This is a genomic window from Psychrobacter celer (genome assembly GCF_016107555.1).
Classification (GTDB): Bacteria; Pseudomonadota; Gammaproteobacteria; order Pseudomonadales; family Moraxellaceae; genus Psychrobacter; species Psychrobacter celer.
Window position 1 is genome coordinate 44,887 of record NZ_JABASU010000003.1, and the last position, 22,444, is coordinate 67,330.

At 48.1% G+C, this 22,444-nt stretch carries 18 protein-coding genes and 4 tRNA genes; 10 read left to right on the top strand and 12 right to left on the bottom strand.

Translation table 11 applies throughout. The features are described from left to right. Window positions 1-71 precede the first annotated feature (71 nt). Complete coding sequence (locus JFC05_RS02665) at window positions 72-479, bottom strand: Mpo1-like protein (protein ID WP_198335661.1); 408 nt, start codon at window positions 477-479, stop codon at window positions 72-74. A gap of 429 nt (window positions 480-908) precedes the next feature. Here JFC05_RS02665 and ppx point away from each other — a divergent pair, with 429 nt between their 5' ends. From ppx to JFC05_RS02690, 5 genes are all read left to right on the top strand, one after another. Next, window positions 909-2,435 (top strand): exopolyphosphatase, encoded by a 1,527-nt coding sequence (gene ppx / locus JFC05_RS02670; protein WP_198335662.1) that lies wholly within the window; start codon window positions 909-911, stop codon window positions 2,433-2,435. A 248-nt stretch (window positions 2,436-2,683) separates the two neighbouring features. Continuing rightward, on the top strand, window positions 2,684-3,487 hold the full coding sequence (locus tag JFC05_RS02675; RefSeq protein WP_075102213.1) for an acetyl-CoA carboxylase carboxyltransferase subunit alpha: 804 nt from the start codon (window positions 2,684-2,686) through the stop codon (window positions 3,485-3,487). Window positions 3,488-3,792: 305 nt separating this feature from the next. Further along, complete coding sequence (gene tilS / locus JFC05_RS02680; RefSeq protein ID WP_198335663.1) at window positions 3,793-5,472, top strand: tRNA lysidine(34) synthetase TilS; 1,680 nt, start codon at window positions 3,793-3,795, stop codon at window positions 5,470-5,472. A 202-nt stretch (window positions 5,473-5,674) separates the two neighbouring features. Further along, window positions 5,675-6,508: a pyrroline-5-carboxylate reductase gene (proC, locus tag JFC05_RS02685; protein WP_198335664.1), complete on the top strand. Its 834-nt coding sequence runs from the start codon at window positions 5,675-5,677 to the stop codon at window positions 6,506-6,508. A 132-nt stretch (window positions 6,509-6,640) separates the two neighbouring features. Further along, a complete protein-coding gene (locus JFC05_RS02690; protein WP_198335665.1) occupies window positions 6,641-7,210 on the top strand; it encodes a YggT family protein in 570 nt (189 codons plus the stop codon). A gap of 73 nt (window positions 7,211-7,283) precedes the next feature. Here the strand turns inward: JFC05_RS02690 and JFC05_RS02695 are convergent, their stop codons facing one another. Beyond that, window positions 7,284-8,090, bottom strand: coding sequence for a hydroxymethylpyrimidine/phosphomethylpyrimidine kinase (locus tag JFC05_RS02695; RefSeq protein WP_198335666.1), 807 nt, complete (start codon window positions 8,088-8,090; stop codon window positions 7,284-7,286). 435 nt (window positions 8,091-8,525) lie between these two features. Here JFC05_RS02695 and JFC05_RS02700 point away from each other — a divergent pair. The 3 genes from JFC05_RS02700 (at window position 8,526) to JFC05_RS02710 (ending at window position 9,782) form a co-directional block, all read left to right on the top strand. Beyond that, a tRNA-Ser gene (locus JFC05_RS02700) sits at window positions 8,526-8,615 on the top strand. A gap of 188 nt (window positions 8,616-8,803) precedes the next feature. Then, window positions 8,804-8,880: transfer RNA gene (locus JFC05_RS02705), tRNA-Arg, on the top strand. Between the two features lie 227 nt (window positions 8,881-9,107). Further along, on the top strand, window positions 9,108-9,782 hold the full coding sequence (locus JFC05_RS02710; RefSeq protein WP_198335667.1) for an RDD family protein: 675 nt from the start codon (window positions 9,108-9,110) through the stop codon (window positions 9,780-9,782). Window positions 9,783-10,023: 241 nt separating this feature from the next. Here the strand turns inward: JFC05_RS02710 and JFC05_RS02715 are convergent, their stop codons facing one another. The 10 genes from JFC05_RS02715 to JFC05_RS02760 all read right to left on the bottom strand — a co-directional run bounded on the left by JFC05_RS02715 (window position 10,024) and on the right by JFC05_RS02760 (window position 19,191). Continuing rightward, window positions 10,024-11,034 (bottom strand): calcium/sodium antiporter, encoded by a 1,011-nt coding sequence (locus tag JFC05_RS02715; RefSeq protein ID WP_105244642.1) that lies wholly within the window; start codon window positions 11,032-11,034, stop codon window positions 10,024-10,026. Between the two features lie 304 nt (window positions 11,035-11,338). Beyond that, entirely contained in the window at window positions 11,339-11,719 is a 381-nt protein-coding gene (gene panD, locus JFC05_RS02720; protein WP_075102220.1) for an aspartate 1-decarboxylase, read from the bottom strand. Window positions 11,720-11,858: 139 nt separating this feature from the next. Next, window positions 11,859-12,443 carry an aminoacyl-tRNA hydrolase gene (gene pth / locus JFC05_RS02725; protein WP_198335668.1) on the bottom strand — a complete coding sequence of 195 codons (585 nt, stop codon included), beginning with the start codon at window positions 12,441-12,443 and terminating at the stop codon, window positions 11,859-11,861. Between the two features lie 190 nt (window positions 12,444-12,633). Then, window positions 12,634-13,308, bottom strand: a complete 675-nt coding sequence (locus tag JFC05_RS02730; protein ID WP_198335669.1) for a 50S ribosomal protein L25/general stress protein Ctc — start codon at window positions 13,306-13,308, stop codon at window positions 12,634-12,636. 395 nt (window positions 13,309-13,703) lie between these two features. Beyond that, the gene (locus tag JFC05_RS02735) at window positions 13,704-14,651 is read right to left on the bottom strand and encodes a ribose-phosphate pyrophosphokinase (RefSeq protein ID WP_058367921.1); all 948 of its coding nucleotides are present in this window, start codon (window positions 14,649-14,651) and stop codon (window positions 13,704-13,706) included. 110 nt (window positions 14,652-14,761) lie between these two features. Beyond that, window positions 14,762-14,837 (bottom strand) — tRNA-Gln (locus tag JFC05_RS02740). Window positions 14,838-15,000: 163 nt separating this feature from the next. Further along, a tRNA-Gln gene (locus JFC05_RS02745) sits at window positions 15,001-15,076 on the bottom strand. A 301-nt stretch (window positions 15,077-15,377) separates the two neighbouring features. Continuing rightward, window positions 15,378-16,340, bottom strand: a complete 963-nt coding sequence (gene ispE / locus JFC05_RS02750) for a 4-(cytidine 5'-diphospho)-2-C-methyl-D-erythritol kinase (RefSeq protein ID WP_198335670.1) — start codon at window positions 16,338-16,340, stop codon at window positions 15,378-15,380. A 104-nt stretch (window positions 16,341-16,444) separates the two neighbouring features. Continuing rightward, window positions 16,445-17,143: a lipoprotein insertase outer membrane protein LolB gene (gene lolB, locus JFC05_RS02755; RefSeq protein WP_198335671.1), complete on the bottom strand. Its 699-nt coding sequence runs from the start codon at window positions 17,141-17,143 to the stop codon at window positions 16,445-16,447. Window positions 17,144-17,292: 149 nt separating this feature from the next. Further along, on the bottom strand, window positions 17,293-19,191 hold the full coding sequence (locus tag JFC05_RS02760; RefSeq protein ID WP_198335672.1) for a tetratricopeptide repeat protein: 1,899 nt from the start codon (window positions 19,189-19,191) through the stop codon (window positions 17,293-17,295). A gap of 564 nt (window positions 19,192-19,755) precedes the next feature. Between JFC05_RS02760 and hemA the strand changes: the two genes are divergently transcribed. Beyond that, window positions 19,756-21,111: a glutamyl-tRNA reductase gene (gene hemA, locus JFC05_RS02765; RefSeq protein ID WP_198335673.1), complete on the top strand. Its 1,356-nt coding sequence runs from the start codon at window positions 19,756-19,758 to the stop codon at window positions 21,109-21,111. A gap of 124 nt (window positions 21,112-21,235) precedes the next feature. Continuing rightward, window positions 21,236-22,378: an aminotransferase class V-fold PLP-dependent enzyme gene (locus JFC05_RS02770; protein ID WP_198335674.1), complete on the top strand. Its 1,143-nt coding sequence runs from the start codon at window positions 21,236-21,238 to the stop codon at window positions 22,376-22,378. The last annotated feature ends 66 nt before the right edge of the window (window positions 22,379-22,444 follow it).

Genomic DNA, 22,444 nt, shown 5'->3' on the forward strand with positions numbered 1-22,444 from the left:
ATCAGTAAAAACTGGGCGGCTCAAAATAGCGTCCAGTTTTTTTATTATTCAACTTATATGACGACTAAACTTTATCGTGCTTTATCAAACTTACGATCTTTTAAGCTCAAATTGCCACGCAGGACATCGCCATACATACGAAAATCACTAGCAAAACTTTTTAGTGGAAACTTAAACGACGCGGGTTTATTTTTTTCAAAGAAAAAATGACCGACCCAGGCACAGGCATAACCTGCGGCGATACCTTTGAGTAGCGGGGCGGGCGAGCGCGACTTGACCGACTTTGCGAGGCCCAGTAAGCCAAAGCTACTACCCGCAAAGTGCAACCGGCGGCAGGCCATGTTTTGATGCTCATCTAAATAAAAATCATAAAAGCTCTGTTTGGTTGGGCTGACGGTTTTGATGGCGTCGTTTTTTGCCTGAGTATGAGAGTGATGGTCAGCGGCTTTGATCACATCGAGGGTGGCTGTTTGATTCATGGCGTTAGCTTCCTTGCTAATGAATGATAAAATGATGGCTGGCGGCCAGTAAGTTAAGCCGACATGGGCAAGCGGATAGTGAGGCCTTTGATTCATTTTAATGTAACAAAGCCCCATGAGTAACACAAGTTTTAGATAATCTGCCGGCCAGTGCTGCTGGTTTGAGCGAATTGGTAGCCATGTATCTGATTTATCTGGATTCGACTATACTTGCCAGTGTTTGGCATAAATGCTTTAATGGCGAAAATTGTGTCACTGCTGTCTGTTGGCCTCTCACATTGATGTTGATGGCTCGTTTTTGTCATGTGGTTTTTATAGTTTGGTTATTATAAGATGTTTGACAGCTTGGCTTTACTTGAGCCAGCCGTTTGACCCAGCGCCGCCCATGTATGTACCTTTTATCCCACTAATATGGTAACGATTTCGCTTATGCCCATTGATTATTTTACAAACCCGCCAATCGCCGACGATGAAATGATGGCCGCCATTGATATCGGCTCCAATAGTTTTCACTTAGCCATCGCTCGTTTAGATCATGGGGAGGTGCGTAAAGTCGTCTCTATGTCAGAAAAAGTGCAGCTGGCCGCGGGGCTGGATGAGCACAACATCCTAAGCGCGGCGGCTGAAAAGCGCGGCCTTGAGTGTCTTAGCCGCTTTGTGGCGCGTTTGGATTCGGTGCCGCCTGAGCGTATTCGGGTGGTCGCCACCAACGCCTTGCGCCAAGCCAAAAACGCCAATGACTTTATCAGCCGTGCCAATAAGATTTTGCCCAAGCCTATCGAGATTATCGCAGGACGAGAAGAGGCGCGTTTGATTTATTTGGGCGTTTCACATACCAATGCCAGTAGTGATAAGCGTTTGGTCATCGATATTGGTGGTGGCTCGACGGAGTTTATCATCGGCCAAGAGTTTGACCCGTTACTAACGGAGAGCTTGCAGATGGGCTGCGTGGCCTTTACCCAAAAGTACTTTGCTGATGGGCAGATTACCAAAGACGCGTTTACCAATGCCATCGCAGGCGCGCGTAAAGAAGTACTGGCGATCAATGGCCGTTACCAAAAAGTCGGCTGGAGTAGTGTGGTCGGCTCAAGCGGTACCATCAAAGCGGTGCGAAATGTCTTGGTGTCAAAGGGCTGGGCCGATGAGCAAGAGCGCATCACCTATAAAGGGGTGAGAAAACTTGAAAAACTGCTGCTAAAGATCGGCAACGTTGGCGATATCGATTTAGAAGGTGTTAAAGAGCATCGAAAGGCGGTGTTTCCAGCGGGGGTAGCGGTCCTGCGCGCGGTGATGGAAGTGCTGGGTATCGAAACCATCGTCTATTCTGACGGCGCGCTGCGCGAAGGCGTTATGTATGATATGTTAGGGCGTTTTGCGAGTGAAGACGTGCGTGACCGCAGTGTGCTGGCGTTGATCAAACGCTATTCAGGCGACAAAAAACAAGCCAAACAAGTGGTCAAAACCAGTCGGCATTTATTTGAACAAGTCAAAGACACGCTGGGTCTGAGTAGTGATGATGGCGATTTGCTCAGACGGGCGGCGTTTTTGCACGAGATAGGGCTGGCGATCAGCCACAGTAGCTACCATAAGCATAGCGCTTATTTGCTTGAGCACTCAGATATTCCAGGGTTTTCACAGGTCGATCAAAAGCGCATGGCACAGCTGATGCTCAATCACCGCCGTAAGCTAAAAGCTGATATGTTGGAGCAGACCTGTACCATCGGCGGCAACCAGTTGGTCTATCTGTGCTTGCTCCTGCGTTTGGCAGTATTGGCACATCACAGCCGCAGCGACCATGAGCTACCAGCATTACAGCTCGCTGTCGTCGATGATCACTGCTGGCAGATCACGGTTGCTGATAGTAGCGAGCACTATGCGTTTTTGTTGCCAGATTTGCATACCGAGATTGAGCAGTTTGCCAAATGGGGTATCGAGCTTAGCGTGATAGAGGCCTGATGGTTTTGATAGCTAGCGTCGTTATTATGCCAGATGACGGACACCATCGACGTATCAATGTGCCTTACCGGTGGCATGTGCCCTATCGTTAGCAAGATGGTTTACAGATCTAGGTAACAAAAGCCGCTTTGACAATAATGTCATGCCATTTAAGATGTGCTACTATAGCTTCTATTGAGTTTACAACTGTACTTTTATTATCAAAAACCGATAACATTATTGAGTATAATTATTAAAGGGAAGCATTTATGAGCACTGTCTGGGATAGTGTGCAGCTTGCACGGCACGCCAAGCGTCCATTGTTTATGGACTATGTCAATCAGCTGTTTACCGAGTTTGATGAATTACATGGCGACCGCGCGTTTGCCGATGACAAGGCCATCGTAGGTGGTCTGGCGCGTTTTGAGGGTCAGCCTGTGATGGTCATCGGTCAGCACCGTGGCCGTAGTACGCGTGAGCGTATCGCCCATAATTTTGGTATGGCCAACCCCGAAGGCTACCGTAAGGTCATTCGTTTGGTAAAAATGGCCGAGCGGTTTAATATTCCGGTGATGACCTTTGTCGATACCCAAGGTGCGTATCCAGGAGTGGGCGCAGAAGAGCGCGGCCAAGCACAAGCCATCGCGGAGAGTATCGCGGTCTTCTCTAGTCTACAAGTTCCTATCATCGTGACCATCATCGGTGAAGGCGGCTCAGGCGGTGCGCTGGCCATCGGCGTGGGTGATAGGGTCAATATGCTACAAAACAGTATCTACTCGGTCATCTCACCTGAAGGCTGCGCTTCTATCTTATGGAAGACTGCCGAAAAAGCTCAAGACGCCAGTGAAGCGTTAAAGCTAAATGCGGTAAACCTGCATCAAATGGGTCTGATTGATGCGGTCATTGAGGAAGGTGAGGGCGCGCACGTCCAGCCGCAGCCTGTCATGGATGCGCTAAAGTCCTTGCTCACTGAGCAATTAAAAGCGCTCAATGAGATGGATGTTGAAACCCGCTGCGCGCTGCGTTATGAAAAGCTCAAATCCTTTGACTCTGAAGTGATGCTGCCTTGCTGATTTGTTGATGAGTCATATCGCAAAATAAAAGTGTTAAAATAAAAACGTGTCATTGTATGGCGCGTTTTTTTATGTATAGGTGATTTATAAGATTTAGCCATTTTTAGTACATTTAGGTGGCTATCGATTGAATTAAGAACATGCCCTACTACGATTTAAACACTTTAAAAAATAACTTTGCATTGAGCGACTTGATCGCCATGTATCTGACGTATTTGGATTTACTATAATTAGCAGCACAATTTCTATACGACGTACATATGTCAAGGCTCATGATATTTTGCTTGCTATCAACAAGGCTGATTATGACCAGTAGCGCAATTATTCCCTCTTCTATTAAGCCAATAGCGACGCTACCAATTGATGAAGGTTTGGCGCAGGTATTACTGAGCAGTCTGACAGAATACAGCGCGCAGCTGCATGGCCAGCGCGTCTGGCTGGCCTGTAGTGGTGGGCGAGACTCTTTAGCGCTGGCGGCGCTGTGTGTCCAGCTATATCATCACGGCCGCTTGCCGTTTTTGCCGCAGTTACTGCACGTCGATCATGGTCTGCAAGCAGATAGCGGCGTCTGGGCGCAGCACGTCGCACGTTGGGCCACCGCGCAAAATCTGCCTTGTCAAATCTTGCGCACACAGGTCAAAGGCCAAGACGAGCAGGCAGCACGGCACGCCCGCTATGAGGTGATGCGCGCCGTACTCAACACCGACGATGTACTGCTGCTTGCGCATCACGCTGATGACCAAGCTGAAACGATACTGATGCGGCTGATACAAGGCGCTGGGGTCAATGGGCTATCAGGGATGCAGCCGTGGCGCATGCAGACACAAGGTGGCCGGCGCAACGCACTGTGGCGGCCATGGTTGACCGCCAAACGTAGTACGATCAGCCGTTATGCGCAGCGTCTACAACTCCCCTATATTGATGACCCAACCAATGAGGCAGGGGATAACGTCCGTAGTGGTCTGCGCCGCGATATCATGCCAGTTTTGGCCACGTACAATCCAAACGTCATTGATAATATTGCTCGTAGCGCCCAGCTATTAAGTGACGCGCAATCCATCCTCAATGATCAGGCAGTAGCGGATCTGCAGCGGGTAGCAGTCAATGATTTGCAGCTCGCATCCGCCCAGCGGGTACTAGATATAGCAGTGCTAAACACGCTGCCGCCATACCGTCAGCGCCAATTGCTGCATCATTGGCTTACTCAAGATGAGCCGTTGCCACCCACAAAGCAGCTGGTAGATGCGGTATTTGGCCTTAGCCGGCGTCAGGACTCTAACCACCAAACTGCGCTTTTTTGGCAAGCGGGTCTACAGTCTTACGTCATTCGCCGTTATCGTCAGCGGCTGTATCGTATAAGTAGCGACTGGCTGGATTGGCTGACGTTACCGCTGGGTAAGGTGGAGCATGTAATCTCTGATCTGACAGCTGAAGTAGCTAGTACACCTGCTATCAGACCGCAGCCTATCTTGATGACATTACGCAGTGACACACATTTCGTTTGGCAAGCCAAGATTTGGCCTCATGCTTTGGCTGCTTTATTGGGTGGTGACAGAAGCGGCAGTGCTACGTTCAGTAAGGACATGTTAAGTAAAGACACCTTAAGCAAGGGTACGTTAAGAGGTAAGCTTGCCAACCATCAGGGTGCAATTCGTCTCTCGTTTGCACCGTTGGCGCGGCAGCAGCGCGCGCGCACGGTGTCCATGCCGCGGCCACAAGCGGGCAAAAAACTATACCAAACGCTGGGCATACCAGTATGGCTGCGTGAAAGCTTGGTGATAGTAAGCATTGACTGTAGCCATTCAAAAGACGGGCAAGACGATCTGATCGAAAATGCAGCTGCCGTGCCTATCTTATTGCTGTCGCCTTTTGATTGTTGGATATTGCACACAGATATCATGCGCATAGAGAGTAATCACTCAGCGGCGCTTGATGAGATAACTGAGGGTATCATCAGTCAGATTATGATACAAAAATCGCGCTAGACAACAAAGCCAGCAATACCAAAGCTGCGCCAAAATCCGCTCAGATAGAGGCGATAACTCTATCAGTCAATGAGGCAACAAGCGGACGAGTAAGCCGCTGAATTTATCAAACGATGCCAGTAGCAGTATGGTAAACTGAGTGTCATTTTCCCTAGCAGTATGTTAGTTTGAATACTTTTGGATTTTTGCGTAGGAGACAAGTATGTCAGTATTAGATAATAAAAAAATCAGCTTTATCGGTGGCGGCAACATGGCGCAGGCTCTGATTAGTGGGCTTGTCAGCTGCGGTGTGGAGCCAAGCTTGATTACAGTCGCTGACCCTAGTAGCGAGGCGCGCGAGCAGCTATCTGCTAAAGGATTAAACACTGTCGACCCAACCGTCGATGCCACAGCTGCTGTTATCGGTGCTGACATCGTGGTATTGGCCGTCAAGCCGCAAGTGATGAAAGCGGTAGTGAGCGGCTTTGCCGATGCGCTAGAACAGCAGCTGGTGATTTCGGTCGCCGCAGGTCTGTCGACGGCTTTATTGACAGACATGCTCGGCGGCTATAGCAATATCGTGCGCGCGATGCCAAACACACCGGCGATGATTCAGATGGGCGCGACTGGTCTATATGGTACAGACACTATCTCTGCAGAACAAAAGCAATTGGCAACGGCGGTGATGGAAGCATCAGGGCTAGTCATGTGGGTCGATGATGAAGCACACATGCATGCGGTCACGGCTGTTTCAGGCTCAGCGCCTGCTTATATGTTTTACTTTATCGAGTCGATGGTTGATGGTGCAGTCGCGCTGGGGTTGGATAAAGAGCAAGCGTCAGCACTGGCCATGCAGACCATGCTAGGCGCGGCAAAAATGGCGATGAATAGTGATGACGCACCAGCCGAGCTGCGCCGTAAGGTCACCTCGCCAAATGGTACGACACAAGCGGCTGTCGAGTCTATGCAAGCCAACGAGATTGGTCGTCAAATCATTGAAGCCATGCAAGCCTGCTACGATCGCAGCCAAGCGCTGAGCGAAGAGATGAGTAAATAATCGCTGACTACTGTTTCTCTATCTTGGGATATGTCAGGCATGATGGCATATCTCATTTATAATCAAAAAACGCCTGATAAAGACATTCGTCTTCTTAAAATCCGTTAATAACGTCACATTGAGTAGCGCTTCATGAACAACATGTTATTTCAAATCTTTGATTTGGTCACCACTTTCGCCATGATGTTGGTGTTTATTCGTTTTATGCTGCAGTTTGCTGGTATGGATGCTCGTAACCCTATGATTGCCCCTGCCTATAAAGCGACCCATATCGTCGATGTGTTTGGGCGTATTTTTCCGACCGTCGCGCAAGGCCGTATCAGCATCGCCGCCATTGTACTGATGTTTTTGATTCGTCTGATCGACATCTCTGGCAAAGCTGCCTTAATGCATAAAGGCATTGCGCCGGTGCCGTTGTTTTTTACGGGTACCACCAGCTTATTATTAGACTTTTTGCGTATGTGTCGCTACTTGGTCATCGGCTCTATTATCGTCAGCTGGATTGTGGTGTTTACCCAGTCTCAGCATCCGATTATCGGTATTATCATCGGTCTGGCCGAACCTATTTTGGCACCGTTTCGCCGCATCACGCCAAACTTAGGCATGCTTGATTTGTCACCGATGGTGGCTTTTTTGGCGTTTTATTTACTCGAGATATTCATCGGTGGTTTGGCCGCCAGCTTTATGCAAATGTTGGGCTAACACTAGGACGCTGCGCTGTTAATTAGCCTGAGTAAAGGGCGCTCTATCGATATAGAGCGCCCTTTTTATATATTTATTGGATATGTGAATAATTGACAAAACGATTGGGTATCAATTGGGCGGCGTCATCGTCAGGGTGCGGGACGTCAGCGGCGCGTAGCGTCTGAGTGATCCAGTTATCTGCCGCTTTAACGGCGTCAATCAGCGCATCGCCCATGGCTAAGCGGCCCGCGATAAAGCTGGCAAGTGAGCAGCCAGAGCCATGAAACTCGCCTTTTAGGCGTGGCAAGATACTCTGATGTACCATCTCACCATTGATATACAGATACTGCTCGATATCGCCGCTGTCGAAGTCATGGGAGGTTTTTACTAAGACGGCATGGGTACCTTGCGCACACAGTTTTTTTGCAGCGACATGTAGGTCTTGCTCGCCGCTTAGCGCACGCAGCTCATGTGTATTGGGTGTGATTAAGGTCGCGTAGGGGAGCAGCTTGCGAAAGGCGGTGACCAAGGTCTGCTCATCACCCAAGCTGCCGCCGCTATTGGCGACCAGCACAGGGTCTAAGACAAACGGCGTGTCAGCGTCGATGGTTTGCTTGGCAAACAGATCTGTGAGCATGGCGATATTGTCAGTGGTGCCAAGCATGCCAGATTTGATGGCACGGACCGGCAGATCTTCGAGCACGGCGACGGCTTGATCCTTGACCAAACTGGCCGCGCATGCCTCAAACCCAAACACCTGCTGCGAGCTTTGGATGGTGATGGCGGTACAGGCGATGGCGGCATGGGCGCCGGCCTGGCCGATGGCCTCGATATCCGCTTGTAGTCCAGCGCCGCCTGAGGGGTCCAATCCTGAAAAACACAGTACCACGGGTCGCATAACATATCCTTTTATTTATAAGAGTGATCAGAAAACTGATAAATACTATAGCCAGCCAATAAGCAAAAAGCCAGTATCAGCATAGCGTTAACCTGTTTTAAATAAGCAGCGTTCTACAGACATAAAAAGTGCCAGTTTTGTGTTGCATTGATTGTACTTATGGCAGGTGGTTCGTTCAAACAAACCAGCCTATTGCAGCCTTAGGGATAGGGAATATCTGATGTGTAGATTTGGGCAGTATTGTTGGTCACAATGAGCGATAAAAGCATTTAAATCAATAATTATCATAAAAGCGAGATTAAATATGCCGACAAGGCTTGCAATTCGTTTTGGCTTTGTTATAATACTCGCCCACGACATAAGACGTATCGTTAGCATCGATACTGTATTTGTAAGACTGTTTTTGAACAGTATTATAGGTATCTTACTTCGTTCGGTGAAGTGGGTGAGTGGCTGAAACCAGTTCCCTGCTAAGGAACCATACGTGTAAGCGTATCGAGGGTTCGAATCCCTCCTTCACCGCCATTTATTTTGTTGTTATAATAGTGCTAACGCAGCATATCGACGATAAATGATTTTTTAGCGATGACTTCAAAAAATAATTTGAAATTATCTTAATAAATCAGTTGACACAAGCGATATTATCTATATAATGACCAACCTAATTTACTGCAATTGTTATTAAACACTGTAGTGAATGATATGCAAAATACGCGCCTGTAGCTCAGTTGGATAGAGCACTTGGCTACGAACTAAGGGGTCGGGAGTTCGAATCTCTCCAGGCGCACCATTTGCATACTAGCTTACCTTTTTAAAGTTTAAGCAAAACCTAAAATAATCGCCTGTCTTATGACACTTTGGCGATTTTTTTGTGTCTGTCATTTTTATACCTATCATTTACGCACAATACATACCAGTAGCAGGTGGCGCATACGTCTTTAATCATCAAAGGTACGATAAGCGTTTGAATTACGGTACAATAGCGCTACTATTCACTGCTTGCTATGAGCTTGTACCATGTCAAAGAGTTTATCCAAACGCCCGCCAAAAACTGCGCCTAAATCCTCTGCGCCCAAATCATCTTCGTCCGGTGCGCCTGTGCAGCAAGACCCAAATGAAGCCCCTAGCATTGCCAAACCCTTAACTCGGGTGGTGGCGATTTTGTATGATGGCATGCTGATTTTGGCGCTGTTGTTTTTGGTCGGTACGATGTTGACGGTGATTGGTACTTTGCTGACCATGGAGACTGGCACCGAATCGTCGCAAGCGCAGTCGCTACCGACTTGGTATCAAAACCTTGTCATGACGCCGGCTTTTGTTTTGACCTTGGTGGCGTTCTATGGGATATTTTGGCGACGCGGCGGCCAGACCCTTGGCATGCAGACATGGCGTCTAAAGACCGTCAATAATGCAGGGCATTTATTGACTTGGGGACAGTCGTTTAAACGTATATTGGCGGCTTGTTTGATGCCGTTGCTGTTTGGTGTCATCGGCAGCCTGATCGGTGGTTCGCGCACGATTATGCTAACCAGTGCGTTCTTGGGTTTAATTTTTAATTACGTGTTTTGTTTGTTTAATCGCCGCGGTCTTGCCGTACAAGATATGCTCTCAAACTCCATTACTCTTAAGATGCCAAAGGTGGAGCATGAGGGACTATGGCGCGGTTTTAAAAACCGTAAGAAAAATCAATAACTGTGAGCTTGTATAGTCGATTTTAAATAAAACAGATACATTATATGTCAATGTGGAACGGGTATACATTTTCCTTGCGTGTTGTGCCTGTGCCGCTCGATGCTGCGTAAAATTTATCCCAGTCTCACTGTATCGTTTTTATACTGAACTCACTATATGATAAGCGTCATTTGTACCGCTTATCATACAGGGGTGATAAAGCGCTGGCAGTTAGCACACCTACCTCAATATTATCTTCTCTCTACATATTGACGGTTTGCATCAGCCACAGTGTGTAGCCGACAAAAAACAGCATCAACGCTGCACCTGAGCCTCGGCCAAAGGGGCGATGTCTGATAAAAGCAGCGCCGCACAGCACGACAAGTAGCAGCGTAATTGCACTCATCGCCAGCACATCACGCGACAAAATAATCGGACTGGCGCTAATCGGAGCGATGACTGCTGCCAGACCCACCACACCCAAAGTGTTGAAAATATTAGAGCCGATGATGTTGCCCAGTGCCATATCATGCTCGCCTTTGCGCGCCGCTGATAGACTGGCCACCAGCTCAGGCAAAGACGTGCCGACGGCGACGATGGTCAGACCGATAATCAGCTCGCTCAATCCCCATAGCGTCGCCAACTCTACTGCACCCCAGACGATGGCGCGCGAGCTGGCCACCAGCATGGTCAGTCCAAGGAACAACGCCCACAAACCACGCAGCAAGCTTGGCTCACTATCTGCTGCGCTCAGCGCGTCATCCACTGCGCGGTGCTCTACAATCTTATTATCATCGATATCATCGACCTTATGTGAGCTGCCTTCTCGCACGCTCAGCACGATTTGGATGCCCAAGACCACGACCAATAGTGCTAAGAGTACCAGTCCGTCAACGATACTCAGCTGCCCGTCACGCAGCTGCCACGCGGCCAAAGCAGTAATGATGAGTAATATTGGCAGATCGCGTTTTATGATGCCTTTATGGATGATTATGGGGCTTATTAGGGCAGTTGCGCCCAGTACCAAGGCGATATTGATGATGTTTGAGCCATAGGCATTACCCAGCGCCAGCTCCGGACTGCCTTCCAAGGCGGCTAGTACCGACACCACCATTTCGGGTGCAGAAGTGCCAAGACCCAAAATAATAACTCCAATCAAAAAACTGGGTACATTGAGTTTTTTTGCCAGTGCCGTGGCACCATCAATAAAAACGTCTGCACTCCATACCAAAATTGCCAAGCCGATCAATACAGCGATAACTGCCAACCACATCAGTATATTTCCTTATCAATGAAATCATGACACCGAGCTCAAAAAACACGCTAAGCCCTGTCAAACCGTTAAAACTTGTCAAACCGTTAAAACTAGGTTTATCTACAAAGTAGCTGGCAGGTATTGTCCAGCGCTGCCCGTCTTTAAGTTTGGATAAAAATATAAATGTGCCAGATAAAAATGGCACAAAAAAAGCTGAATCCTCTGTAGAGTCAGCTTTTATGTACGATAATCATATATATGCCCTGACGGCTGACAGTGGTGATGCCTGATATGGGTCAGCAGTGCTTGAAGCGTCAGACGCTTAAGCCACTTGCACAGGGATGATATTGGCGGTGTCTTTTACCGTGTTGTCTTCGTTGCAGTAGACCAGTTTTGGCTGGTAGGTCGCAGCTTCTGCTTCATCAAAGTGCGCATAAGCACAGATAATAACGATATCGCCTAAGTCTGCCATATGAGCAGCCGCACCATTTAATGAGATGATACCAGAGCCTGCTTCGGCGCGAATCGCATAAGTACGAAAACGCTTGCCATTGGTGACATTATAGATGTCGATTGATTCGTTTTCGCGCAGACCGGCGAGGTCCAATAAATCACCATCGATACCGCATGAGCCTTCGTAGTGCAGCTCGGCATGAGTGACGCGGGCACGATGTAATTTGCATTTAAGCATATTAAGTAGCATAAGTTGCTTCCTTAGTGTAACAAAGATTAATGAACGAAATCATCATGTTAGTGGGGGCTATTTTGCCAAAATAAAAGACTACTATAAAGTATCACGTAACAAGCCCAGCGGTAAAAACCCAGCGGTAAAGGTCTGGCCATTATGATTCGGGCAGTTTAAAACCATTGATTTGTGAACGGGCTTTTTCGATATCGTCGCCCAACAGTAATGGCAACGCATTAAACGCGGCGCTCAGAGCACTGTCGATGGCAATCTGTTCATCAGGTGAGGCCTTTGAGAGGACATGTCCACTGACCTTCGATTTGTGACCTGGATGCCCGATACCGATACGCAGTCGATGAAAGTCGTTGCCGATATGCGGGGTGATATCGCGCAGACCGTTATGGCCGCCATGGCCGCCATTGGTTTTGAGCTTGATACTACCCGCTGGAATATCCAGCTCGTCGTGCGCGATCAACAGCTCATCGTTGTCGATGCCATAAAAGTTGACCATCGGAACCACTGATTGACCCGACTTGTTCATAAAGGTCGATGGCATCAGCAAGCGTACATCGGCGCCATGAATCTGTCCGCGTCCCGTTATCCCATGAAACTTTTTGTCAGGAGAAAGGGTGATATTGAACTGCTGCGCCAAATGATAGACAAACCAAAATCCTGCATTATGACGCGTAAACATATACTGCTGACCGGGATTACCAAGACCGACAATAAGCTTTATGGCCATAAAAACATCCTGCTTAAATGTGATAAATGAGCGTAAGGTTGGTCGTGCTGTCGTTTATGTCTGACAGCACTGTGATGCTTAAACCCTACTTACAAAAACAGCAGGAGATATACATCACCTGCTGTTTTTTTTGACGAACCGAACCTATCAGCAGGTCGACGGCATAGTGCCACGACCTAGCGGTCGTTTATTATTCGCCGTCTTCGTTTTCATCGCCTTGTTCGGTCGCAGGTACATCAGCTGCATCAACTTCGTCAGCATCTTCGTCAACTTCTTCAACCGTTGGTGGCTGCATGTTAACGATAGTACGGTCGTGTGCATCTTCCATATCAAGTTCGAAGATGATAACGCCTTCTGGTAGTTTGATGTCTGATAGACGGAATAGATCGCCGATTTCCATGCCTGATACGTCAACTTCTAGGTATTCAGGTAGTTGTGATGGTAGGCAAACGATTTCGATGTCAGAGACTAGGGTAGACAAGATACCGCCAGCTTTTGTACCTGGTGCTTCTTCACGGCCAGTGAAATGCACAGGAACATTCATGTTGATCTTATGACCTTTTACAATGCGCTGGAAATCAGCATGCATTGGGAAGCCTTTCGCTGGATGGCGTTGTAGGTCTTTGATAACGACTTGATGCGCTTCGCCATCGACATTTAGCGTCAAGATGTGTGAGAAAAACGCTTCAAATTCAAGAGACTTAACCAGCTCATTGATTTTGATAGAAACCGCAGTTGGCTCTTCGTCACCACCATAGATGATAGCAGGTACTAGGTTCTGCTTACGTAGGCGGCGGCTCGCACCTTTACCTTGCTGTTCTGCAGAACGGGCAACTGCACTTAGTTCGAAATGATTAATACTCATGGATACAATCCTATAAAAAGATAAATGAAGTGTCTGGTCATAAAAAAGTGGATTTGCGACCAACCCACTAATACGTGATGAAAGCTCGATGACCGGTCATCAGTGACGCTGACAACCAAAAAACCGAGCAATATGTTTGCCGTCATCGTTTACTGATAAATATCAGCAAAAACCTATCTGGCAAACGTGATCAGCACTTTTAAAGATGCCAACCATCAAAGATCATACAAACGGTCGGCACAGGCGCGCATTATACGTGGTTTTGTAGCAATAATAAAGACCTACGCAAAATGCGAACATAAAAAACAGCGCCATATCATCAAATATGGCGCTGTTTTTTTTATATCAGGTGTCCGTGTAGCTGTATGTGCAAACCGCCACTGACACAGAAGTCGTTAGGCGTCAAACATGGCGCTGATAGACTCTTCGTTGTTGATGCGGCGTAAGCTCTCAGCGAGCATCGGTGCGATACTGACTTGGCGGATTTTGCTACAAGATTGAGCAGCAGGAGACAATGGAATGGTATCAGTCACGACCACTTCATCTAGGGCTGACTCAGAGATGTTTTTTAGCGCATTACCCGATAGTACAGGGTGGGTGATGTAAGCCAATACGCGGCGCGCGCCGTTTTCTTTTAATGCTTCAGCGGCTTTGCATAGGGTGCCTGCGGTATCGACCATATCATCAACGATGACGCAGTCACGATCACGCACATCACCGATGATGTGCATCACTTGCGACTCATTGGCGCGGGCACGGCGTTTATCGATAATCGCCATGTCGGTGTCGCCCAATTGTTTGGCCATCGCACGAGCACGTACCACACCACCAACGTCAGGAGATACCACCATGATGTTGTCGTAGTCTTGTTTTTGTAGGTCATTTAACAGGACAGGGGTGCCGTAGATGTTGTCGACAGGGATGTCAAAGAAACCCTGAATCTGATCTGAGTGCAAATCTACGGTCATGACGCGGTCGATACTGACGATATTTAGCATATCGGCGACGACTTTGGCTGAAATAGGGACGCGAGCTGAGCGTGGACGACGGTCTTGACGGGCATAACCAAAGTACGGCATCACTGCTGTGATACGGCCTGCACTAGAGCGACGGAGCGCATCCGCCATCATCATAATTTCCATCAAATTGTCGTTGGTCGGTGCACAAGTCGGCTGCATGATAAATACGTCTTTACCGCGCACGTGCTCTTTGATTTCCACGGCAATTTCGCCATCAGAAAAACGCGTGATGTCAGCTTTACCAAGAGGAATGTGTAGGTGGTCGGCGACGGTTTTCGCAAGTTCTGGATGGGCGTTGCCCGTAAAAATTGCCAAATAAGGCATGACTGAAGTCCTATTTATTGACTCAAGCAGCGACCACTAAGCAGTGTCTAACTGCCCAAATAAAGAAAAGAGTGGTGAAAGTAATTATAGACTACTAAGATAGTAAAAAATGGCAGGGGTAGCTGGACTCGAACCAACGGATGTCAGGATCAAAACCTGATGCCTTACCAACTTGGCTATACCCCTGTAATGTCTAGGCAGGACGAGCGCTGAATGCTAACAAAGTATTAGCTAGGCTTCGCTACCTATCAACCGTCTAAGACGGTGTTCCCTAGCGGTGCTCATTGCGAACTATACCGAAATTGGGAAGGTGTTGTCAATTGCTATCACTAGCAATCCAAACTAAAAATGGCAGGGGTAGCTGGACTCGAACCAACGGATGTCAGGATCAAAACCTGATGCCTTACCAACTTGGCTATACCCCTATTGTGGCGACCTATTATAAGTAAATTTTTAGACTTTGCAAGTCATTTGCGCTTTTTTATGGTATTTATTCAAAATTTTTGCATTCAATTTTTTATATAGTCGATTCCAAATAACACAGATACATTATATTTCAACGTGGAGCGGGTATAAATTTTTCTGACGTGCTGTTGTGATACTTTTTTTAAATACAGTTACGTAGTCTCCATCGGCGTAGCGCGCAAGGAGTATTTATATCAGCCGCCCTAGTGTGTATAGGAAAGCCGCCGCTTTTGGGACGTAGCCTGTACTCTGATAGCGCAATCATAAGTTATCCACCAAGTAAGCAGGACAAGGCGCATTTGCCAGCCATTTTTTTATCAATGCCTTATCAGAGGCAATACTTGCATCCAATGGCAAAAACACCGCACTACCAGAGCCGGTCATTCGTGCTATGCCCAGTGCTTGCGATTCTAACCCTTTTAAGTAATCTAAAGCCTCTGCAATAGCAGGAGCGAGGCTGGTGACGACAGGCGTAAAGACATTGTGATAAGGCGTATTCAAATTTTGAACATAATCATTGGATTGATTTTTAATCGTATCAATCGATAGAGGAGCGATATCTCGCTGTAGTTTGGGGTGAGCGAATAGTTTGGCAGTATTGACATGCGCTTCAGGCGTTAAGACTAAATACTGCTGGTCAGGCAAATTGATGGCAGTTAATTTTTCACCAATACCCATCGCAATCGCATCTTGCCCAAAGATAAAGATTGGCACGTCTGCACCTACTTTTGTACCAATTTCTATAAGCTCATCACGAGTAACGTTGAGCTGCCAAAGCTCATTGAGCGCCAGCATAGTCGTTGCGGCATTGGATGAGCCACCACCCAATCCTGCGCCCATTGGCAAATGCTTGTCTAACGTGACAGTGACTTGTGCCAATTGCCTAGGTAGAGTCTCTGACTGTATGGCAAAAGCGAGCAATGCGCGCGCCGCTTTAAAGATTAAATTGTCTTCTATATTGGCAGTTATCGCCTCTGCACCAGCTGATACTAATAGCTGATGACAGAGGGTATTGGCATCTGCTTTATTGTCAGCCGTTTGTATCACAGCATCATCCATGAGTGAGAAATGCAAATAATCGCCCCAATCAAGCAGGCGAAAAACCGTTTGCAGATCATGATAGCCATCAGCGCGCTTGCCAGTGATGTGCAAAAACAAATTGAGCTTGGCAGGTGAGAGACGAGTCATCGTAGAAGCAGATGATGCTGCTATATTTTCAATCATATATTTTCAGTCATGTTTTTTCATCATAAGGTACAGTCATAAAAAGCTATCTTAATGAGCCATGATAGCTTTTGAAAGGCGATCCGTTGTTGATACCTGATGGATTAATGATTAATAGTCATGACAACCTTGTTACCTTGTGGCTGCACTGCGCTGATTTTGGAAGGTCGTTTGTCTGAGCCTTTATAAGTAAAGCTGGCTGTCCACTCACCATTGACCGAGCTTATCAGGCGGTTTTGTGCATCGAGCTTGGGCGCGCTGTCTGAGGGCGCTGGGCGACCAGAGATCCAATAAGGCATTTGCGAGATAGGCGCTTGCCAGCCAGTGGCTTTTTTTAGCAGGGTTTCAGGATCATCAGCGGTCAAAGTACCGGTTTTTTCGCTGACCAAGGTGGCCGTCTGACCATCGTATTCGATATTGGTTTTGCCAATACCGAGTGCGCCAATCAGCTCGATGGCAAATCGATCGTCTTGTTGGCCCCATGCATAAAACGCACTGCCACCTTGCGCGCCGCTGCTGTCGCTGGCAGGCGTGGTCACGCCAATCTTGCCGGTAATATTAAAACGCTCAAGCTTGTTTGGCTGATCTGCGTTTTGAGCTTGCATCATGGTGCCTGATTGATGGCTAGTATTGGCAGTCTTTATAGACTGACAGCCAGAGGTGATGGCAAGGGTAGCCGCCATCGCTGTCAGCAGGGTTAGCTTTTGCGATTTAGCTTTAGACTGAAACTTAGATTCGCACTTGGATTTAGATTTAGATTTGAACTCGGCAGAGAGCTGAAAAAAAAGGGAGGCAACTGGCATAAAATATCCTCAAAACAAACAAATTTGCAAAAATAATAATTTTGATTAAAGGCTAGCTTAAGCGCTATTTGTTACTCGCTTATACGCGGCTGTTAGCTTCTTATAAGTGCCTTGTAACCGGTACTCCGCACCCCGATTTTGCACAGACCCTAATACAGTTGTATGCGGTCGCTGATATTATGCTGACCAAATGAAAAGCGCTTCTGCAAGTCGGCAAGCAAAGCCTCGACTTTGGCGTTATCGCCCAGACCTTGATAGGCACGTAGCAACAACGTGCCTGAGCGTAAGGTCGGAAAGACATCATAAGGCGTCTGTAGATAGTCGATGACTTGCTTATAGCGTTGGTTGGTCAAGGCGTTACTTGCCAATATGTTGAGCGCTTGCAAGTGCAGCTCGTTGTCGTAGCGCGGATCATCATAACGAATTCGGATGATGTCGGTCGCCAAGGCCAAGCCTTGCTCAGAGTTTGGCTCATTGGCCAAGAGCAGCTGGGCGTAACTTAGCCGATAGGCCAGATTGCTCGGATCGAGCGCGCGCAGATGATTGAGCAAGGTGCGTTTGACGATATAGTCGTTTTTATCATCGAGGAGCTGAGCGCGAGCAAACAATAGCCTCTCATTGTCAGGGTATTTACGCGCTGCCCGAGTCAACAGCCGCAGCGCTTCATCCGGCTCGTTTTGTTGCCATAAAATATCGGCCTGCATGACATAAGTGTCAGGGGCAAAGACGCTAAATTGTTTGCGTAGTTTTTCTAAAGTAGCAATGGCGGCGTCGACGTCGTCATTGAGCAATTCAAATGCGACCACTTTTCGACGTGCTTCTAATACTAAGTCTTCTTGCATCACGGCATTGAGATAGTATTTGGCTTTATCAAACTGCTGCTGGCGCTCAGCACTGATACCGAGATAGTAATAAGCTTGGTCAAGGTAAGCGGGGTTTTTGGCAAGCATATTGAGTAGATCATCCGCACTCGCATATTCTTCGATATCCAAGCTCACTAGCGCTGCTAGCAAGGTAATCTCCGCATCCTCACGAAAACGCTCGTGCGCTTGTAGTAATAATTGCCACGCCTCTTGGCTTTGTTTCAAGTCCAGTAAATAGCGAATCTCGTACAGGTATAGACTCTTGCTATCAGGGTTGCGCAGGCGCGCTTGGCTAAGGTAATTGGCCACGGTTTCGGCGGTGACGATTTTGCGCAAGATGTCAGCCTTTAGGGTGATAAAAGGCACATAATCAGGCTGGCGCTCTAGCGCGCGGTTAATATGCACGATAGCGATTTCGGGCTCATTAAATTGATAGAGCAGGCCTGCCTTTAGTACCGATAATGACGCATTTTGCGTGCTATCGAGCGGCTGAAGCGCAGCGAGTAGATCGCGTTTGTCAGCATCGGTATTGGGATAGATACCGATTAATATCTCGCTTAAGTCGGCGCGTGGATCGTAGCGTAAGATGCGGTTTAGTGTCTCGCCTGCCAAGACGTAATCGTGTGCGCGCAGTGCCAAATGCGCGACATAAAACCAAGCAGGCACGTGATCGGGGTTTTGCTCTTGCCACGTTTTGGCAAACTGTAACGAGTCGCCCACACTCTCGTTTTGTAAAGACAAACTCAGCGCCCGCTCAAAGACAGCGGTGGCATCTTTTTTGAATGACTGCTGTTTATAGATGGCGACGGCGCGTTGTTTGTCATCGCGATCAGCGGCAAACTCCGCTGCCAAAAGCGCGTACAAACTTGGCTCGTTTAGCTCAGGCTGCCAGATACTAGCAGGAGCCAAGCGCTGCACATCGACAGTCTCAGGCAGTCTTTCGCCGGCGCTGGATGTCGCTGCGCTCGTAAGCGAGCTGGCGCTGTTTTGCTGGTTTTCTGCCTTTGCTGGGATATCGATAGCACTGGCGTGCACAGGGGCAGATAGGCACAGACAAACAGCCAACGGTAGCGTTAGCCGATAGCGTTGGTACAAGCGCTCTATAATGAGGTTTAATAAAGCGCGTAGGCTCAATCGCTCATCAAGTGCTGGCGGTGACCGAAATAATGACCCAAAAAAAATCATAAATAGCTGTGTTCGCCCGATAGTGACTGCCTAATCCATAGGTAGCGTTTAATAAGGGGTGGTTCGTCAGGTTAAGGTGCGTTTTCAATGGTAATGGCTGAGATAAAAACTTAGGGTAACACTCAGATGAAAGCGCCTGTCAAACATTATAAGAGTAGAATGACAAGATAAACAATAGCAGCCGTGTTACTCAACTAGCGCACAAGCACAGATGCAGGGCGTCATGTAATAATACCAGTCATAAAAGTCGCCTAGGTAGTTGATTTGTTGGGCAAGTGCCCAGATACAAGCAAATACTCATCCGCAGTGGGTGAGTGTTAATTAACGCTGGTAATAATGATATAATGGGCGATTTTAAGCTCTTCCTTTTAGCGCTGTCGTCGCAAACGGTATTTTTTGTTTATATATTACATATAGTAAGTTTAGGATAAAACTGAGACAGTTCCGTGTTGAAATACAATGTATCTGTTTTATTTAGAGTCGACTATATAAGAATTGGTTTATATAAACAATCAAAACACCGTATGGCTGACAGGTGAGCGTCATGTTTATGGTCTATCAATAATGAGATTAGTGGTCATTGGGGTCAATCACAAAACCGCACCAGTCGCTCTACGAGAGCGCTTGGCGCTTGTTGGTGACGATGTGAATGTCGCACTCGAGCAGTTAGAGGTCTTTACCGATGGCAGCGTGATCGTCTCGACCTGTAACCGTACCGAGATTTATGCATTGGTACCGCAGCCTGTAGAAAGCGAGCCTGCCCAGTCTGCAACCAACGCCGCCACGACCACCAGCACCACTCTATCGGCCGCCGCCATCAGCGCTCATATTATCAAGATAAAAACGTGGCTGGCTGAGTTTAAGCAGCTGCCACTGGCCGAGATTGAGCCTCATCTATACGTGCACCGTGATACCCATGCTCTGACGCATTGGCTGCGAGTGGCCGCAGGTTTGGACTCGATGATCTTGGGTGAGCCGCAAATTCTTGGTCAAATCAAGCGCGCCGTTCATTTGGCACAAGACCAAAAAGCCTTGAGTAATCAGCTCGGCTGGATTGTCGATCAAGTCTTTGCCGCGGCCAAACGCGTGCGAAATGAGACCAAAGTAGGCGCGCAAGCGGTATCGCTTAGCTTTGCTGCGGCCAAACTGGTCACGCAGATATTTGATGATTTGCCCAGTCGGACGCTATTGGTCGTTGCCGCAGGAGAGATGAACCGCTTGGTGGCGACGCATATCGCAGGGCTGGGTGTGGGGCGAGTGATTATCTGTAATCGCAATCCTGAGCGCGCCGAAGCCTTGGCGGCCGAATTGCGTCATCCCAATCGCCGCGTCGAGGTCAGAGCACTCGCGGAGCTGTCGCAAGTGCTGGGCGAGGCCGATATTGTCAGTAGCTGTAGTGGCAGTATGGATGTTCTCATTGATAAAACCATGACGCTACAGGCACTCAAGCGCCGTCGTTATCAGCCGATGCTGATGATCGACTTGGCAGTACCGCGCGACATCGACTCGACCATTAGCCGTATCGATGATGTATATCTGTACTCGGTCGATGATTTGCAGCATGTGATCGCAGGCAATATCGAGCAGCGCAGGCAGGCGGCTGTCGATGCCGAGTTGCTGGTCAGTCAGCTGGTCGTTGAGATAGATCGCCGTTTTCAGGTCCGTCAAGTTGGCAAAGACATCCAGCAGTATCGTACCCGTACTCATGATCAGGTGGACAAGCTGCTACAGGCTTCTATTGCAAAGCTACAGCAAGACAATGCCGATCCCGAAGATATCCTCACCGAGCTGTCACGTCGCCTTACCCAAACGCTGACCCACGCACCATCCAAGCTCATGCGCAAAGCCGCCCGCCAAGGCGACAGTGAGCTGCTAGATTTTGTGGTCTCTGGACTCCAAGACGCCCACCGCCGCCGCTAAATGTCTTACTCGCCCGTTCACTAAACACGGGTTGGTTTTTTGGTAGATTACCCCCTATAATCAATGGGGCGAAAAACACAGGTTATACCCATCCAAAAATCCGACAACGAGCAAGGAGCATCCCATGACTGCCTTACGTCAAGATATTGATCCAAACGGCTTACTAGAATACTCCGTGGTTTATACTGACCGCGCCCTAAACCATATGTCAGAAGTCTTTCAGCAAGTGATGAATGACTTATCGAGCGACCTAAAATCTGTCTATAACGCTAACGCCGTCGCTATTGTTCCGGGATCGGGTAGTTATGGCATGGAAGCGGTAGCCAATCAGCTGGCCAAAGATCAAGACTGCTTGATCATTCGTAACGGTATGTTTAGTTATCGCTGGACGCAAATTTTAGACAAAGGTAATCTTGCCAAATCCTCTACGGTATTAAACGCCCAGCGCGAAGACGGCGATACGCCAAAGCCGTTTGCTCCTGTCGCGATCGAAGATGCAGTCGCTAAAATTAAAGAGACCAAGCCTGCCATGGTGTTTGCCCCGCATGTTGAAACCTCAGCCGGTATGATTTTGCCTAATGACTATATCAAAGCTTTGAGCGAGGCCACTCATAGCGTTGGCGGCTTATTGGTCATTGACTGTATCGCCTCAGGTTGTGTCTGGCTCGATATGAAAGCGCTTGGTATCGACGTGTTGATCAGTGCGCCGCAAAAAGGCTGGAGTAGTACGCCTTGCGCCGGGCTTGTGATGATGAGCGATGCGGCCGTCCAGCGCGTAGAAAACACAGAATCTAATAGCTTTAGTCTGGACTTAAAGAAGTGGTTAGAGATTATGCGCGCTTATGAGAATGGTGGTCACGCTTATCATGCGACAATGCCAACCGATAGCTTGCGCCAGTTCCGCGATACCATTACAGAGTCTAAAAAGATCGGTTTTGATAAACTATGTGATGCGCAGTGGCAGCTAGGTAACCGTGTCCGCGAAGTACTACAAGCTAAAGGCATCGAGAGTGTCGCAGCAGAAGGCTTCAAAGCACCAGGCGTGGTGGTATGCTACACCGACCGTGATGATATGCATAAAGGTGGCGCTTTCGCCGAAGCTGGCGTACAGATTGCCGCTGGCGTGCCTTTGAAGGTAGGCGAGCCTGATAGCTTCAAAACGTTCCGCGTAGGACTATTTGGTCTCGATAAGTTAACCGATATCGACGGTGCGGTTCAGCGTTTTGAAAGCGCTCTTGAGCAAGTATTAGCAGAGCAGTCTGCTTAATAGCTACTTTGGCGCTTACAGGCTTCATATTGGAGAATATAACCGTCAATAACCCAAGCATTTAAA

Bases quoted from the DNA above. Each gene is read 5' to 3' on its own strand.
- JFC05_RS02690 (WP_198335665.1), top strand. From the start codon at position 6,641: ATGAACAACATGTTATTTCAAATCTTTGATTTGGTCACCACTTTCGCC.
- JFC05_RS02715 (WP_105244642.1), bottom strand. From the start codon at position 11,034: ATGTGGTTGGCAGTTATCGCTGTATTGATCGGCTTGGCAATTTTGGTA.
- JFC05_RS02675 (WP_075102213.1), top strand. From the start codon at position 2,684: ATGAGCACTGTCTGGGATAGTGTGCAGCTTGCACGGCACGCCAAGCGT.
- ppx (WP_198335662.1), top strand. From the start codon at position 909: ATGCCCATTGATTATTTTACAAACCCGCCAATCGCCGACGATGAAATG.
- JFC05_RS02735 (WP_058367921.1), bottom strand. From the start codon at position 14,651: ATGCCTTATTTGGCAATTTTTACGGGCAACGCCCATCCAGAACTTGCG.
- tilS (WP_198335663.1), top strand. From the start codon at position 3,793: ATGACCAGTAGCGCAATTATTCCCTCTTCTATTAAGCCAATAGCGACG.
- JFC05_RS02665 (WP_198335661.1), bottom strand. From the start codon at position 479: ATGAATCAAACAGCCACCCTCGATGTGATCAAAGCCGCTGACCATCAC.
- JFC05_RS02770 (WP_198335674.1), top strand. From the start codon at position 21,236: ATGACTGCCTTACGTCAAGATATTGATCCAAACGGCTTACTAGAATAC.
- JFC05_RS02695 (WP_198335666.1), bottom strand. From the start codon at position 8,090: ATGCGACCCGTGGTACTGTGTTTTTCAGGATTGGACCCCTCAGGCGGC.
- ispE (WP_198335670.1), bottom strand. From the start codon at position 16,340: ATGATTGAAAATATAGCAGCATCATCTGCTTCTACGATGACTCGTCTC.
- JFC05_RS02760 (WP_198335672.1), bottom strand. From the start codon at position 19,191: ATGATTTTTTTTGGGTCATTATTTCGGTCACCGCCAGCACTTGATGAG.
- panD (WP_075102220.1), bottom strand. From the start codon at position 11,719: ATGCTACTTAATATGCTTAAATGCAAATTACATCGTGCCCGCGTCACT.
- lolB (WP_198335671.1), bottom strand. From the start codon at position 17,143: ATGCCAGTTGCCTCCCTTTTTTTTCAGCTCTCTGCCGAGTTCAAATCT.
- JFC05_RS02730 (WP_198335669.1), bottom strand. From the start codon at position 13,308: ATGAGTATTAATCATTTCGAACTAAGTGCAGTTGCCCGTTCTGCAGAA.
- JFC05_RS02710 (WP_198335667.1), top strand. From the start codon at position 9,108: ATGTCAAAGAGTTTATCCAAACGCCCGCCAAAAACTGCGCCTAAATCC.
- proC (WP_198335664.1), top strand. From the start codon at position 5,675: ATGTCAGTATTAGATAATAAAAAAATCAGCTTTATCGGTGGCGGCAAC.
- pth (WP_198335668.1), bottom strand. From the start codon at position 12,443: ATGGCCATAAAGCTTATTGTCGGTCTTGGTAATCCCGGTCAGCAGTAT.
- hemA (WP_198335673.1), top strand. From the start codon at position 19,756: ATGAGATTAGTGGTCATTGGGGTCAATCACAAAACCGCACCAGTCGCT.